The organism is Rhizobium sp. BK379 (assembly GCF_014193955.1).
Lineage (GTDB): Bacteria > Pseudomonadota > Alphaproteobacteria > Rhizobiales > Rhizobiaceae > Rhizobium.
The window spans coordinates 171,950-184,638 of sequence record NZ_JACIAD010000005.1; the positions used below are offsets into that span (position 1 = coordinate 171,950).

The window sequence follows — 12,689 nt, forward strand, 5'->3', positions numbered from 1 at the left end:
TGACGCGAATCGGCTCGAGACGCTAGTTTCCCCTTATCTTCAAGTAAGAGGACATGCGCATGGAAATTTTTTCCCTGCGGTCTTCTCAGAGTTTGCTATTCAAAAATAATACAAACAATAACGCAAAAAGTTCGAAGACCGCTGATATTGTAATCGAGCCTAAGCACGGCATTGCTCAAGGCTCATTCCAGATCGAAGATTTTGATAATCGCCAGGCGATCGATTTCACGGCCGTCAGTGCAGGCGAATTGCGCAGCTATGCCCGGCAAAGCCTCGACAATGGCTTGATTGATCAGAGTACCTTTGCCGCAATATCCGAACCATTGCCCATGTACGCGATCGATCCACTCGGCAACGTCATCGATCTGTCCGATGTCACTGACGGCACCAGTTTCAACTTCCTGGACTACTACAAGGACCAGCTTCGGATCGCCATGTCGATTGGCGACCCAAATGAGGTTCAGACGCTGGAATCGGTCGTCGGCTTCCTCGGTAGCGAGGCCTGATCAGGCCTTGCGCCAACCGAGCAGACCAGGCGTGGCATGCCACAGGGCCTGAACGGCGAAACCCATGAAGAGCACGCCCGAGCAACGTACGATCAGCCTTTCATGGGCGCGGTAGAAGCGGCGTACGACGCCGGCACCGATGATCCCGATCAGGATGATGTCGGCCGTGATGAAACCGACGAAGGACACGCTGAGCAGCATCGGCAGGGCCTGAAAGTCGAGCGCGCTTGCAGAGCCTGCGACCAGCGCCGTGAACGTGGCGAGCGCCACCGGATAGCCCTTCGGGTTGGTGACCCCGAAAATCAGTCCGCGGCGGAACGGCCGCTCCACGACGAGCAGCGCCTGTCCCTCGGCCTTCGGCTTCGCATTGACGGCGCTCCAGCCGATCCAGGCGAGATAGAAGCCGCAGGCAAGCCCCAGCAGGTCGAAAACGAACGTGCCGATCGTCTTGGCGCCGACGATCGCAACCAGCGCCAGACCCGACCAGACGAGATCGCCGACAAGATGCCCCATCATGAAGAAGGCGCCCGCCTTGCGACCCTGCCCGGCGCCAATACCGAGAAGCTGCAGAAAAGCCGGACCGGGGATGAGCACATAGAAAAGCGCCGCCAGAAAGGCGCCGACGAGCAGGGAAAGCGGCATGGAAAGGCTCCGATGGTAACCGGTGCAGCTTATGCCATGACCTCGTCCCGTCAAGACACTGGTGGACGTTGTATCGGCCGGGAAAGAAAAAAGCCCGCGCGGCGGGGCCGGCGGGCTCTTTCGGATCGGTCCGACGAGCGTTACTTCTGCAGATTACGCTTGCCGAGCGTGCGAAGGCGCAGCGCATTGAGCTTGATGAAGCCGGCGGCATCCTTCTGGTCGTAGGCGCCCTGATCGTCTTCGAAGGTGACGAGCTTGTCGGAATAGAGCGACTTTTCGCTCTCACGGCCGGTGACCATGACATTGCCCTTATAGAGCTTCAGCGTCACTTCGCCTTCGACATGCTCCTGGCTCTTGTCGATGAGGGCCTGCAGCATTTCGCGCTCAGGCGAGAACCAGAAGCCGTAATAGATGAGCTCGGCATAACGCGGCATCAGCTCGTCCTTGAGGTGTGCCGCTCCACGATCGAGCGTGATCGACTCGATCGCGCGATGCGCTGCCAGCAGGATCGTGCCGCCGGGGGTCTCGTAGACACCGCGCGACTTCATACCGACGAAGCGGTTCTCGACGAGATCGAGGCGACCGATACCGTTGTCGCGGCCATAATTGTTGAGGGTCGCGAGCAATGTTGCCGGAGACATCTCGACACCGTTGATCGAGACAGCATCACCCTTGCGGAAGCCAACCTTGATGGTCGTCGCCTTGTCGGGGGCTGCCTCCGGCGAGATGGTGCGCATATGTACATATTCAGGCGCTTCCTGCGCCGGATCTTCCAGAACCTTGCCCTCGGAAGAGGAGTGCAGCAGATTGGCATCGACCGAGAAGGGAGCCTCACCCTTCTTGTCCTTGGCGACCGGAATCTGGTGCTTTTCGGCGAATTCGAGCAGATCGGTACGGCTCTTGAAGGACCAGTCGCGCCACGGCGCGATGATCTTGATGTCGGGATTCAGCGCATAGGCAGAAAGCTCGAAGCGAACCTGGTCGTTGCCCTTGCCGGTCGCGCCATGTGCGATCGCGTCGGCGCCGGTCTTGCGGGCGATATCGATGAGGTGTTTGGAGATCAGCGGGCGGGCAATCGACGTGCCGAGCAGGTAGACACCTTCATAGACGGCATTGGCGCGGAACATCGGGAAGACAAAATCGCGCACGAATTCTTCGCGCACGTCCTCGATATAGATCTCCTTGATGCCGAGCATCTCGGCCTTCTTGCGCGCCGGCTCCAGCTCTTCGCCCTGGCCGAGGTCGGCGGTGAAGGTCACGACTTCAGCGCCGAGTTCGGTCTGCAGCCACTTCAGGATGATCGAGGTATCGAGACCGCCCGAATAGGCGAGCACGACTTTCTTCACGTCTTTGTATGATGCCATGATGATGAGGTCCGTTGCATGAAGGCCGCGGCACACCCGCAAAGCCCGGTATCGCGGCACTTTTAGCGAGATTGGCGCGTGACGCAAGGGCAACGAGGCGCCAGCGGTACCCCGATAAGGTTTGACAGCGCAAAAGCAGAGCCCATATTCGGCACCGTCCGAACAATGCTCCGAGGAGAGGCCAGTCCCGTGACGAATATTCAAGACATTTTCAAACAATCCAATGTTGCCGTCATCACCGGCGGCGCATCCGGCATCGGCCTTGCCGCCGCAAAATGCTTCGCCAGGGCCGGCATGAGCGTCGTGATCGCCGATCTCGGTGGCGACAGGCTCGCCAGCGCCCGCGCCGAACTGGAGGCGATCGCGGGCCAGGAGCATGTGATGGCTGTCGAGACCGACGTATCGCAGAAGGAGCAGATCGAAGCCCTCGAACGCGCTGTCATCCAACGCTTCGGCCGCGTGCATGTGTTGATGAACAATGCCGGCATCGGCCCGGAAACCTCGATCTTCAGTCCGCAGGCCGGCTGGGACAATATTCTTGCGGTCAATCTTCTCGGCGTCGTCAACGGCGTCAGGGCATTCGGCCCGGGCATGATAGCCCATAACGAACCCGGCCTGATCATCAACACCGGCTCCAAGCAAGGCATCACCACGCCGCCTGGAAACCCCGCCTACAATGTTTCCAAGGCCGGTGTGAAGGTTTTCACTGAAGCGCTCGAGCATGAGCTACGCAATATCGAAGGTGCGGGCATTTCCGCGCATCTGCTGATCCCGGGCTTCGTCTTTACCGGCCTCACCAAAGGCGATCGCCAGGAAAAGCCTGCTGGTGCTTGGACACCGGAGCAGACGGTCGATTTCATGGTCGAAAGCCTGGAGCGCGGCGATTTCTACATCCTATGCCCCGACAACGACGTAGCCCGTCCTGTCGATGAACGGCGCATGGCCTGGGCGATGGGCGATATCATCGAGAACCGCCCGCCGCTGTCACGCTGGCACAAGGATTACGCTGACAAATTCAAGGCCTATCTCGAACAGAAGTAATCGGTGCCATCACAAGGTTTGATTGGTAAATTTCTGAAAGCCGCGTAAGAGATCGCCGGATCTTTCTCCGGCTTTCAGAGTATACCATGGAGTTCCTGCCAAGCTTTCCGACGCTTATTGCCTTCGCCGCCGCCACTTTGTTGCTGGCGGCAACCCCCGGCCCTGACATGACCTTGTCGATCAGCCGTGCGCTGGCACAGGGCAAGAAGGCAGCCCTTTTCGTTGTTCTTGGCACCAGCCTCGGCATCGTCGTGCACACGATGCTGGTCGCCTTCGGCATATCGGCTTTGATCACCGCTTCTCCGACCGCTTTCCTGATCCTGAAGACCGGCGGCGCCGCCTATCTCTTCTGGCTGGCAGTGCAGGCAATCCGCTACGGCTCGAAGCTGACCGTCGCTAAGGTTGAAGGCCCAAGGGGCACGATCCTTTCGAACATTTCCTCGGGCTTCTGGGTCAACCTGCTGAACCCGAAGGTCATCATCTTCTTCATGACCTTCCTGCCGCAGTTCGTCGATGCGAGTGATCCCGCCGTGACGCACAAGCTGCTCTTCCTCGGCTTCTGCTTCATCCTGGTCGGAATGCCGGTCAACGCGGCTGTCGTCATGGCTGCCGACTGGCTGTCGAGCTGGCTGCAGAGCAACAGGAAGGTGCTGCGCGGCATGGATTATACCTTCGCTGGCGTCTTCTCGGTCTTCGCCGCCAAGATCCTGCTCACACAGGCGCGCTGATCAATGATCAGCACGCTGTCAGCTTAGCCGATCAGCACGCTGTCGGCCTAACCGATCAGCAGCGCATCGTCGTCGAGCGTCTGGCCACGCATCTTGCGGAACATGGCGATCAGATCTTCGACCTGCAGGTTCTTCCTGTTGTCGCCAGCCACGTCGAGCACGATCTCGCCGCCATGCAGCATGATCGTGCGGTGGCCGTAGTCCAGCGCCTGACGCATGGAATGCGTCACCATCATGGTCGTCAGCTTGCGTTCGGAAACGATCTTCTGCGTCAGGTTCATGACGAACTCGGCCATACCGGGATCGAGCGCTGCCGTATGCTCGTCGAGCAACAGCACTTCGGAGCCGGCAAGCGTCGCCATGACGAGCGAAACGGCCTGCCGCTGACCGCCGGACAGCAGGTCCATACGGTCTCTCAGCCGGTTTTCCAGCCCGAGATTAAGCTCGGCGATCCGCTCCTTGAAGTAGTCGCGGCGGCTTCCACCGAGAGCTGCGCCAAGCCCGCGCTTTTCACCGCGCCGGGCGGCCAGAGCGAGGTTCTCCTCGATCGACAGCGCACCGCAGCTTCCGGTCAATGGATCCTGGAAAACGCGCGCCACCAGACCGGCGCGGGCCGATGTAGACTTGCGCGTCACGTCGGTCTTGCCGATCAGAACCGAGCCTTCACTCGGCATGACATCACCGGCGAGCACGCCGAGCAGCGTCGATTTGCCGGCGCCATTGGAGCCGATGACGGTGACGAAAGAGCCTTCCTCGATTGTCAGGCTGACGCCGTTCAACGCCTGTTTCTGCAGCGGCGTGCCACGCCCGAAAACAACCTTGATGTCCTTGACGCTGATCATGATGCGGCACCTCCGCGAAGGCGGGGAAGAATGAGCGCGACAGTCACGAGAACCGCCGTCACGAAATTGAGGTCGGAGGCCTGCAGGCCGATAACGTCGCTCGACAGCGCAAGCTGGATGGCGATGCGGTATATGATCGAGCCGAACACACATCCGATAAGCGCAATCAGCAGCCCCCGCCGCCCAAGCAGCGTCTCGCCGATAATGACTGCAGCAAGGCCGACGACGATGGTGCCGACACCCGAGGTGACGTCCGCAAACCCGTTGGTCTGCGCAAAGAGCGCGCCGCCAAGCGCCACCAGCGCATTGGAAATCGCCATGCCCAGATAGATCTGCCGGCTGGTATCAACACCCTGGGCACGGGCCATGCGGGCATTGGCGCCCGTGGCACGCATCGCAAGCCCGGCATCGCTTTCAAGGAAGCGCCAGACGACGATGACGGCGATAACGACGAGAGTGCCGACGAAGAGCGGCCGAACGTAGAAATCCCTGAGCCCATGCCCGAAGAAGGGACTGATCATCGTATCGGCATTGATGAGCGCGACATTCGGCTTGCCCATGACGCGTAGATTCACCGAGAAGAGCGCGATCATCGTCAGGATCGAGGCGAGCAGGTTGAGGATCTTGAAGCGCACGTTGAGGAGCGCCGTCACCATTCCGGCTCCGGCCCCCGCTGCCATCGCGATCAGTGCTGCGAGCCACGCATTGACGCCGGCGATGATCAGCACCGCAGTCACGGCTGCACCGAGCGGGAACGAACCGTCCACCGTCAGATCCGGAAAATCGAGAACGCGGAACGCAAGATAGACGCCGAGCGCGACGAAGGAATAAACCAGACCGAGCTCGACGGCCCCCCAGAATGCAATTTGGCTCAAGGCTTTCAGCCCCTTTTGTTTCCGTTCCGCCCGTCGCGAAACGGGAGCCTTTTAATATATTCAGCCGCCCCCGTGCAAACGGGAGCGGCTGATCGTAGCTAAGACCTTGGAACGACAGTCGATTATTCGATGACTTTGTTGGCGCGCGAGACAACGCTTTCCGGCAGGGTGACACCCATTTTGGCCGCAGCTGCCTTGTTGATGACGAGATCGCTGCCGGCCGCGGTCTTCACCGCGATATCACCGGGATTTTCACCCTTCAGCACGCGAACGACGATCTCGCCGGTCTGCTTGCCGACATCATAGTAATTGAAGCCAAGCGCTGCGATCGAGCCGCGAGAAACGGAATCCGTATCGGCGGTGAAGAGCGGCAGCTTGCTTTCTTCTGCAACGGCAACCGCACCTTCCAGCGCCGAGATGATCGTGTTGTCGGTTGGGATGTAGATCGCATCGGCGCGGCCGACGAGCGCGCGGGCAGCGCCCTGCACTTCGGCGGACTTCGTCGCGGCCGATTCAACAACGGTGATGCCGGCCTTCTCGGCTTCAGCCTTCAGTGCCGCCAGAAGCGAGACCGAGTTGGCCTCGCCGGAATTGTAGAGGTAGCCGATTGTCTTCACATTAGGCAGGATTTCCTTGATGAGCGCGATGTGTTCGCCGACCGGCGACATATCGGAAAGGCCCGTCACGTTGCCGCCCGGCTTGTCCATGTTCTTGACGAGCTGCGCGCCGAGCGGGTCGGAAACGGCCGTGAAGACGACAGGGATATCGCGCGTCGAGGAAACGACGGCCTGGGCCGACGGCGTGGAGATCGGCACGATGACGTTGGGTTCGTCACCGGCAAACTGGCGGGCGATCTGGGCTGCCGTTGCCGGATTGCCCTGCGCGGATTCGAAGACGAACTTGAGGTTTTCGCCTTCCTTATAGCCGGCAGCAGTCAGCGCATCGAGCACGCCTTTACGCGCGGCATCGAGCGCCGGATGTTCGACGATTGCGGTGACGGCAACCGTGACGTCAGCGGCCTTGACCGGCAGTGTAAGGGCCAAAGTTGCAGCACAGGCCAGAAGAATTGAACGCATGGGGTGTCCTCCAGAGTGATTTTGGGGGCACTTTTAGAAAAAGCGCCCCCGTTAATCAATCGCGGAGATTTGTTGCGACGATCAAACTTGCTGATCAGTCGTCTGCGCCGTGGTTGGCGATCATCATGGCTTCGAAGGCAAGACGCTCGGTCTTGCGCATGCGTTCGGATTCCGACTTCAGCTGACCGCAGGCAGCGAGAATATCGCGGCCGCGCGGCGTGCGGATCGGCGAAGCGTAACCCGCCGAATTGATGAAATCTGCAAACTTCTCGATCTGCGCCCAGTCGGAACACTGATAGTTCGTGCCCGGCCAGGGGTTGAAGGGAATGAGGTTGATCTTCGCCGGCACGCCCTTCAGGAGCTGGATCAGCCCCTTGGCGTCTTCCAGGCTGTCATTGACGTCCTTCAGCATCACATATTCGAACGTAATGCGCCGCGCATTCGAAAGACCGGGATAGTTCCTGCAGGCTTCGATCAGTTCCTTCAGCGGATACTTCTTGTTGATCGGCACGAGAATGTCGCGCAGGTCGTCACGCACCGCATGCAGCGAGATCGCCAGCATCACACCGATTTCTTCGCCGGTGCGCAGGATCTCGGGTACGACACCAGACGTGGAAAGCGTTACACGGCGCTTGGACAGTGAGAGACCATCACCATCCGTCGCGATCAGCAGCGCCTGCTTGACGGCATCGAAATTATAGAGCGGCTCGCCCATGCCCATCATCACGATATTGCTGACCTTGCGGCCTTCCGACGGCACCATGGCGCCGACAGGAACGTCACGATCGGGGAAATCGCCGAGCCGGTCGCGGGCGAGCAGAAGCTGGGAGAGGATTTCCTCCGCCGTCAGGTTGCGCACCAGCCGCTGCGTGCCGGTGTGACAGAAGGAACAGGTGAGCGTGCAGCCGACCTGGCTGGAAATGCAGAGCGTGCCGCGCCCTTCCTCGGGGATGTAGACAGCCTCGATCTCGACCGGACGACCGGCACCCCGCGGCGGAAAACGCAACAGCCACTTGCGCGTGCCGTCATTGGAAATCTGCTCTTCGACGATTTCGGGCCGGGCGATGGTGAAATGCTGCTTCAGCATCTCGCGCATGTCCTTGGCGACATTCGTCATGTGATCGAAATCGGAGACGCCGCGCACATAGATCCAGTTCCAGAGCTGCGACACTCGCATCTTGATCTGCTTGTCCGGCACACCTTTTTCGCGCAGCGCCGCACCCATTTCCTCGCGCGTCAATCCGATCAGCGAGGGTTTTGGCGAAAGCTCAGTACCGAGAGGCGCCCGCCCGGCGGGCTTGGCAACGGTCATCGCATCCATAACGGACATAATCTTCTAATCCCGAACTCAACATGGCAACCATCCCGGAAAGCCGGAAGACTTGCGGGGCCGTTGACGCATGATTGCAGAAATGAATGGGCGGAGCGGCGATGAATTCGCCATCCTTCCGCAGTTGCGCGCGGCTTTAGCATCATTTTGCCTCCACGTCACTAGACCGCGTCACGAGAGATGGAAGCGTCCCTATAGATGGAAACGACGAAGGCCGGCGCAAGGCCGGCCTTCGAAACATTGCCTCAAGCAATCGAACTTACTTGCAGCTTTCGATCTGCTTCAGTGCAGCCGAAATACCAGAGAGCGAATAGCTGTAGGACGTGCCGGTGCCCTTGCGCGAGACAGCGTTGACGGTCATCGAATGGCCCGTCTTCATGGCTGCAACGAGCGCCGGCTCCTGCGCGGCGTTCTCGACCCACGCAGCCTTGTCCTTGGTGAACATCACGAAGGTCTTGTTGTCGATGACAACATTCACCTTGGAGTTTTCCTGCAGCGAATAGCCCATCATAGCCTGCGGCTCATAGGAGATGTTCTGGCCCGGGCGCTGCGACACGATGAAGAAATTGTCGCCGTGGTCGACGCTTGCCGGCTGCTTTGCAGTCGGTACCGAAAGCACGTAGCAGACGGTGGATGCACCTGACTTGTAGGAATAGGCGCCCCATGCCTGGAACTGCTGGATGCGGGTCGGTGCTGCTGCCGCCTGCTGCGCTGCCGCCACTCCGGTCATAGCAACTGTGAGGGCGAAAGCGGATACGATACTTTTTACGAACATGGAATTCCTGCCGGTTCTTGCGGTTCAAGGCCCGAAGCGATCATTGCGGGCGGCGCATAATCACGATCTGCTTTATTTTGACTTAATTCAGGTTACCAAATGGTCAACAATGGCTGCGAATTGTATCTGCCTGTTTCATTTTCGCCCGACCGTTAACGTCTGAACCCGACAGCGGCGCCTGTGTCACGCTCTGTCGTGATGGGCTGAGCCATCGGTTCGGGTGAATTTAAGACACAAAGATTCAGGCAAGAGTTTGACCTTTCTCAAATCCGTTGTACCTCATTAAGGTGTGGAAATTCAGGACGAAATCTGTGTCTTAGGGAGTGCGTGAGGGGATATGGATGCCGAGGAAAGACAGCGTTTCGCTGCCCTCGCAAAGGCCGTTGCCGATCAGCGCGACGAGTCCGCATTCTCCGTTCTGTTCGACTATTTCGCACCGCGCCTGAAATCATGGCTGATGCGCCAGAAGATGACATCAGGCGAGGCCGAGGAACTGGTTCAGGAGATCATGATCGTTCTCTGGCACAAGGCCGCTCTCTACGATCCCAGCCGCTCCTCGCTTTCCACCTGGCTTTTCCGCATCGCGCGGAACCGCCGCATCGATCAGCAGCGCCGCGCCCGGGTTCGTGTTCTCGATGGCGAGGATCCGACGCTGCAGCCGCCCGAGGAGATGCGCGCCGACGAAATTGTCGCCAATGACGATCGCGATGCGCAGGTGCGCGACGCCGTCAGTCAATTGCCCGAGGAGCAGCGGGCACTTCTCCAGGCTGCCTTCTTTCTTGGCCAGTCGCATTCGCAAATCGCTGACGCGACCGGCCTGCCACTCGGCACGGTAAAATCGCGCATCAGGCTCGCCTTCGGCAAGCTGAGAAACCTGCTGGAGCGGGAAGAGGTCTGAAGTGCGGCGGTTTGCGATAACGACAGGCGTCAAAACAAAGACCCGGCGTAGCTGGCGGGTCTGAAAAACCGCGACGCGTTTTAGATCGTCTTCATCCCGTCTTCGGAACGGTCGGCGAGAACGCGATCGGCCGCCTCGTAATGGCTTGGCCGGATATTGCCCCTCACCATGGCAAAGGCCGCCGACAGGACGGCGACATCATCCGAAAAGCCGATTACTGCGAAGATATCGGGGATGATATCGACCGGCATGACGAAATAGGCAAGCGCTGCCAGGAGAATGCCGCGCACCCTGGTTGGCGTCTGCGGATCAAGCGCGCAATAGAAACCGGCGACCACATCGCGTGAGAATGGAATTTGACGTACGGCACGGCGAAAGGTCGGCCAGAATTTCTGCCGCACCGTCTTTTCACGACGGTTCTGCGTATCCTCGTCGCCCGGCAACAGGATTTCTCCGTATTTGACCTCGTCCATCCCGATATCCCTTGTGGTCGCTCCGAACATATGGTGACGACCGAAACCGTTTCAATCAGCTCTCGGCGCTGCAGCCTTGTCCATGGCCTTTGCAAGCTTGAAATCCAGCTCAGTCAGACCGCCGGCATCATGCGTGTTGAGCCTGACCTCGACTCGGGAATAGACGTTGAACCATTCCGGATGATGGTTGAGTTTTTCCGCAGCAAGTGCCGATTCGGCCATGAAGCCGAAAGCTTCGACGAAGCTGCCGAACTTGAACGTCTTCGAAATCGAGCCCGCCGCATCATCGAGCGTCCAGCCCTTGAGCTCGCCAAGCAATTGGCTGATCACCGGACTTTCCAGCTTTTCCCTTTTCATGCCATGCTCCTTCCATCCTTCGCCAGGTTCTCAGATGAAACGTATCAGCATCCTCTTTGTTTGCATGGGCAATATCTGCCGCTCTCCGCTTGCCGAGGGAATATTCAGCCATATCGCGGATGAGGCAGGCCTTGGCGATGCGTTCCGCATTGATTCCGCCGGCCTCGGCGGCTGGCATCAGGGAGAACTTCCCGACCGACGCTCGATCGCCACCGCAAGCGCACATGGCATCGACATTTCCGGGCAACGCGCCCGCAAGATATTGCTCGAGGATTTTGACGGTTTCGATCTGATCCTCGCCATGGACCGGTCGAATGTCTCTGAACTGCGCCGGCGTTCCCCCGACCGGGAAAATATCCACCTTTTCGGCGATTTCGCGCTCGACACCGGGGAAGATATTCCCGATCCCTATTATGGCGACCGGGAAGACTTCGAGTTCGTTTACGCTAGGCTCTTCAATGGCTGCAGCACGCTGGTCGAGAGGCTCGGCGCCATCAGCGGTTCGTGGAGTGGGAACACCTCCTCGGTGAGGTAGGGTCCGCCGCCAACCGATTCGCGAGACGACAGAAGCACGAAGCGCGGCACGGTGAAGGTCGAGGTCTGGAAGTTGCCGCGGCCGGCGAGGTATTGGACGACATCATCGACACGGGAATATTTCAGCCTGGCAAGGGTGACATGCGGCGTGAACTTGCGCGGGTCCGGCGGCAGGCCGATTCGCTGGCAAATCCGCTCGATCTCGCCCTGCAGGGCGTACATTTCCGGCGAAGGAGAAACTCCCGCCCAGATCGAGTGGGGTTTTTTGGAGCCGAAGGAGCCGATGCCGTCGAGCCGGAGCTGGAATTCCGGCCGGTCGATACGATCGAGGCGCTCGACGATTTCGTCTGCCGTGCGTCCGTCGACATCGCCGATGAAACGAAGTGTGATGTGGTAATTCTCCACATCGATCCATCGAGCTCCGGGAAGACCACCGCGCAACAATGACAGGCTCATCGCCGCATTGCGCGGAATTTCGAGGGCGGTAAATAGTCTCGGCATAACGAGCACTCCCCGAATCTTTTGCAGGTGCTCACACGGAATCACGCATTACAAACCTGTGCAAGCCCCTATTTCTTCACAGAAGAAATCGTTCCAACGAATTTCGTGACAGCTGGTTCCATCTTTTCCACCATCACGTCCACTCCCTTGGCGTTGGGATGCATGCCATCGTCGAGTTTCAGGCCAGCATCCAGGACCACGCCGTCGAGAAAAAATGGGTAGAGTTCAACCCCGTGTTTTTCCGCAAGTTTCTGATAAATTGGGTTGAAGCGTTCGGCATAGTCCGCACCCATGTTCGGCGGTGCCATCATGCCGGCAAGCAATACCGCAATGCCGCGCTCTTTTAACCGGCTTATCATCTGGTCGAGATTCTTTTCACTCTGATCCGGAGGGATGCCGCGAAGCGCATCATTGGCCCCGAGTTCGAGAATCACCCCATCGGTTCCGTCAGGAACGGACCAATCGATTCGCGCAAGCCCGCCCGTGGTTGTGTCGCCCGAGACGCCGGCATTGGTGATCGAAACGTCGATCCCCTTGGCCTTCAGAGCCGCCTGCAGCTTTTCAGGAAAGCCGTCGCCCGGCGGCAGCTGGTAGCCCGCCATCAGGCTGTCGCCGAAACCGACCAGATTGATCGTGCGTGCTTGCGCAACCGTCGAGAAAATCAGGGAGAAGATGATGACAGTGAAGTGAAGGGCGGCAACTTTAAATCTCATAATGCTTTCCCTAGATTGGCTAGGTGCCGTTATG

16 protein-coding genes are annotated in these 12,689 nt (G+C 59.1%); 5 read left to right on the forward strand and 11 right to left on the reverse strand.

Annotated features, from left to right (window positions below):
* Nucleotides 1–59 precede the first annotated feature (59 nt).
* Nucleotides 60–506, forward strand: a complete 447-nt coding sequence (locus tag FHT93_RS22560; RefSeq protein WP_183849543.1) for a hypothetical protein — start codon at nt 60–62, stop codon at nt 504–506.
* Here FHT93_RS22560 and FHT93_RS22565 read toward each other — a convergent pair whose 3' ends face one another.
* Entirely contained in the window at nt 507–1,148 is a 642-nt protein-coding gene (locus FHT93_RS22565) for a LysE family translocator (RefSeq protein WP_029868785.1), read from the reverse strand.
* Nucleotides 1,149–1,288: 140 nt separating this feature from the next.
* Nucleotides 1,289–2,512, reverse strand: coding sequence for an argininosuccinate synthase (locus tag FHT93_RS22570; RefSeq protein WP_029868784.1), 1,224 nt, complete (start codon nt 2,510–2,512; stop codon nt 1,289–1,291).
* Between the two features lie 189 nt (nt 2,513–2,701).
* Here FHT93_RS22570 and FHT93_RS22575 point away from each other — a divergent pair, with 189 nt between their 5' ends.
* Complete coding sequence (locus tag FHT93_RS22575; RefSeq protein ID WP_183849545.1) at nt 2,702–3,553, forward strand: SDR family NAD(P)-dependent oxidoreductase; 852 nt, start codon at nt 2,702–2,704, stop codon at nt 3,551–3,553.
* Nucleotides 3,554–3,639: 86 nt separating this feature from the next.
* A complete protein-coding gene (locus FHT93_RS22580; protein ID WP_029868782.1) occupies nt 3,640–4,281 on the forward strand; it encodes a LysE family translocator in 642 nt (213 codons plus the stop codon).
* Between the two features lie 47 nt (nt 4,282–4,328).
* On the opposite strand, the gene FHT93_RS22585 is transcribed toward FHT93_RS22580, so the two are convergent.
* The 5 genes from FHT93_RS22585 to FHT93_RS22605 all read right to left on the reverse strand — a co-directional run bounded on the left by FHT93_RS22585 (nt 4,329) and on the right by FHT93_RS22605 (nt 9,179).
* Nucleotides 4,329–5,123 carry an ABC transporter ATP-binding protein gene (locus FHT93_RS22585; RefSeq protein WP_112545639.1) on the reverse strand — a complete coding sequence of 265 codons (795 nt, stop codon included), beginning with the start codon at nt 5,121–5,123 and terminating at the stop codon, nt 4,329–4,331.
* Nucleotides 5,120–5,998, reverse strand: coding sequence for an ABC transporter permease (locus FHT93_RS22590; protein WP_112545640.1), 879 nt, complete (start codon nt 5,996–5,998; stop codon nt 5,120–5,122). The genes FHT93_RS22585 and FHT93_RS22590 overlap by 4 nt, the downstream gene beginning before the upstream one ends.
* Before the next feature lie 122 nt (nt 5,999–6,120).
* A complete protein-coding gene (locus FHT93_RS22595) occupies nt 6,121–7,074 on the reverse strand; it encodes an ABC transporter substrate-binding protein (protein WP_029868779.1) in 954 nt (317 codons plus the stop codon).
* A 94-nt stretch (nt 7,075–7,168) separates the two neighbouring features.
* Nucleotides 7,169–8,404 (reverse strand): 23S rRNA (adenine(2503)-C(2))-methyltransferase RlmN, encoded by a 1,236-nt coding sequence (gene rlmN, locus FHT93_RS22600; protein WP_029868778.1) that lies wholly within the window; start codon nt 8,402–8,404, stop codon nt 7,169–7,171.
* 259 nt (nt 8,405–8,663) lie between these two features.
* Nucleotides 8,664–9,179, reverse strand: a complete 516-nt coding sequence (locus tag FHT93_RS22605; protein WP_029868777.1) for an invasion associated locus B family protein — start codon at nt 9,177–9,179, stop codon at nt 8,664–8,666.
* 337 nt (nt 9,180–9,516) lie between these two features.
* On the opposite strand from FHT93_RS22605, the gene FHT93_RS22610 reads away from it, so the two are divergent.
* Nucleotides 9,517–10,077, forward strand: a complete 561-nt coding sequence (locus FHT93_RS22610; protein WP_112545643.1) for a sigma-70 family RNA polymerase sigma factor — start codon at nt 9,517–9,519, stop codon at nt 10,075–10,077.
* Between the two features lie 80 nt (nt 10,078–10,157).
* Here FHT93_RS22610 and FHT93_RS22615 read toward each other — a convergent pair whose 3' ends face one another.
* Nucleotides 10,158–10,550, reverse strand: a complete 393-nt coding sequence (locus FHT93_RS22615; protein WP_183849547.1) for a YkvA family protein — start codon at nt 10,548–10,550, stop codon at nt 10,158–10,160.
* 51 nt (nt 10,551–10,601) lie between these two features.
* Nucleotides 10,602–10,907: a 4a-hydroxytetrahydrobiopterin dehydratase gene (locus FHT93_RS22620; protein ID WP_183849549.1), complete on the reverse strand. Its 306-nt coding sequence runs from the start codon at nt 10,905–10,907 to the stop codon at nt 10,602–10,604.
* Nucleotides 10,908–10,941: 34 nt separating this feature from the next.
* On the opposite strand from FHT93_RS22620, the gene FHT93_RS22625 reads away from it, so the two are divergent.
* Complete coding sequence (locus FHT93_RS22625) at nt 10,942–11,442, forward strand: low molecular weight protein-tyrosine-phosphatase (protein ID WP_183849551.1); 501 nt, start codon at nt 10,942–10,944, stop codon at nt 11,440–11,442.
* Here FHT93_RS22625 and thpR read toward each other — a convergent pair.
* Together thpR and FHT93_RS22635 are read right to left on the reverse strand one after the other, a co-directional pair.
* Nucleotides 11,349–11,942 carry an RNA 2',3'-cyclic phosphodiesterase gene (thpR, locus tag FHT93_RS22630; RefSeq protein ID WP_113144909.1) on the reverse strand — a complete coding sequence of 198 codons (594 nt, stop codon included), beginning with the start codon at nt 11,940–11,942 and terminating at the stop codon, nt 11,349–11,351. The genes FHT93_RS22625 and thpR overlap by 94 nt on opposite strands.
* A gap of 68 nt (nt 11,943–12,010) precedes the next feature.
* On the reverse strand, nt 12,011–12,655 hold the full coding sequence (locus tag FHT93_RS22635; RefSeq protein ID WP_183849553.1) for an arylesterase: 645 nt from the start codon (nt 12,653–12,655) through the stop codon (nt 12,011–12,013).
* Nucleotides 12,656–12,689 lie beyond the last annotated feature (34 nt).

Bases quoted from the DNA above. Each gene is read 5' to 3' on its own strand.
- FHT93_RS22635 (WP_183849553.1), bottom strand. From the start codon at position 12,655: ATGAGATTTAAAGTTGCCGCCCTTCACTTCACTGTCATCATCTTCTCC.
- thpR (WP_113144909.1), bottom strand. From the start codon at position 11,942: ATGCCGAGACTATTTACCGCCCTCGAAATTCCGCGCAATGCGGCGATG.
- FHT93_RS22615 (WP_183849547.1), bottom strand. From the start codon at position 10,550: ATGGACGAGGTCAAATACGGAGAAATCCTGTTGCCGGGCGACGAGGAT.
- FHT93_RS22585 (WP_112545639.1), bottom strand. From the start codon at position 5,123: ATGATCAGCGTCAAGGACATCAAGGTTGTTTTCGGGCGTGGCACGCCG.
- FHT93_RS22620 (WP_183849549.1), bottom strand. From the start codon at position 10,907: ATGAAAAGGGAAAAGCTGGAAAGTCCGGTGATCAGCCAATTGCTTGGC.
- FHT93_RS22570 (WP_029868784.1), bottom strand. From the start codon at position 2,512: ATGGCATCATACAAAGACGTGAAGAAAGTCGTGCTCGCCTATTCGGGC.
- FHT93_RS22580 (WP_029868782.1), top strand. From the start codon at position 3,640: ATGGAGTTCCTGCCAAGCTTTCCGACGCTTATTGCCTTCGCCGCCGCC.
- rlmN (WP_029868778.1), bottom strand. From the start codon at position 8,404: ATGTCCGTTATGGATGCGATGACCGTTGCCAAGCCCGCCGGGCGGGCG.
- FHT93_RS22605 (WP_029868777.1), bottom strand. From the start codon at position 9,179: ATGTTCGTAAAAAGTATCGTATCCGCTTTCGCCCTCACAGTTGCTATG.
- FHT93_RS22610 (WP_112545643.1), top strand. From the start codon at position 9,517: ATGGATGCCGAGGAAAGACAGCGTTTCGCTGCCCTCGCAAAGGCCGTT.
- FHT93_RS22565 (WP_029868785.1), bottom strand. From the start codon at position 1,148: ATGCCGCTTTCCCTGCTCGTCGGCGCCTTTCTGGCGGCGCTTTTCTAT.
- FHT93_RS22625 (WP_183849551.1), top strand. From the start codon at position 10,942: ATGAAACGTATCAGCATCCTCTTTGTTTGCATGGGCAATATCTGCCGC.
- FHT93_RS22560 (WP_183849543.1), top strand. From the start codon at position 60: ATGGAAATTTTTTCCCTGCGGTCTTCTCAGAGTTTGCTATTCAAAAAT.
- FHT93_RS22595 (WP_029868779.1), bottom strand. From the start codon at position 7,074: ATGCGTTCAATTCTTCTGGCCTGTGCTGCAACTTTGGCCCTTACACTG.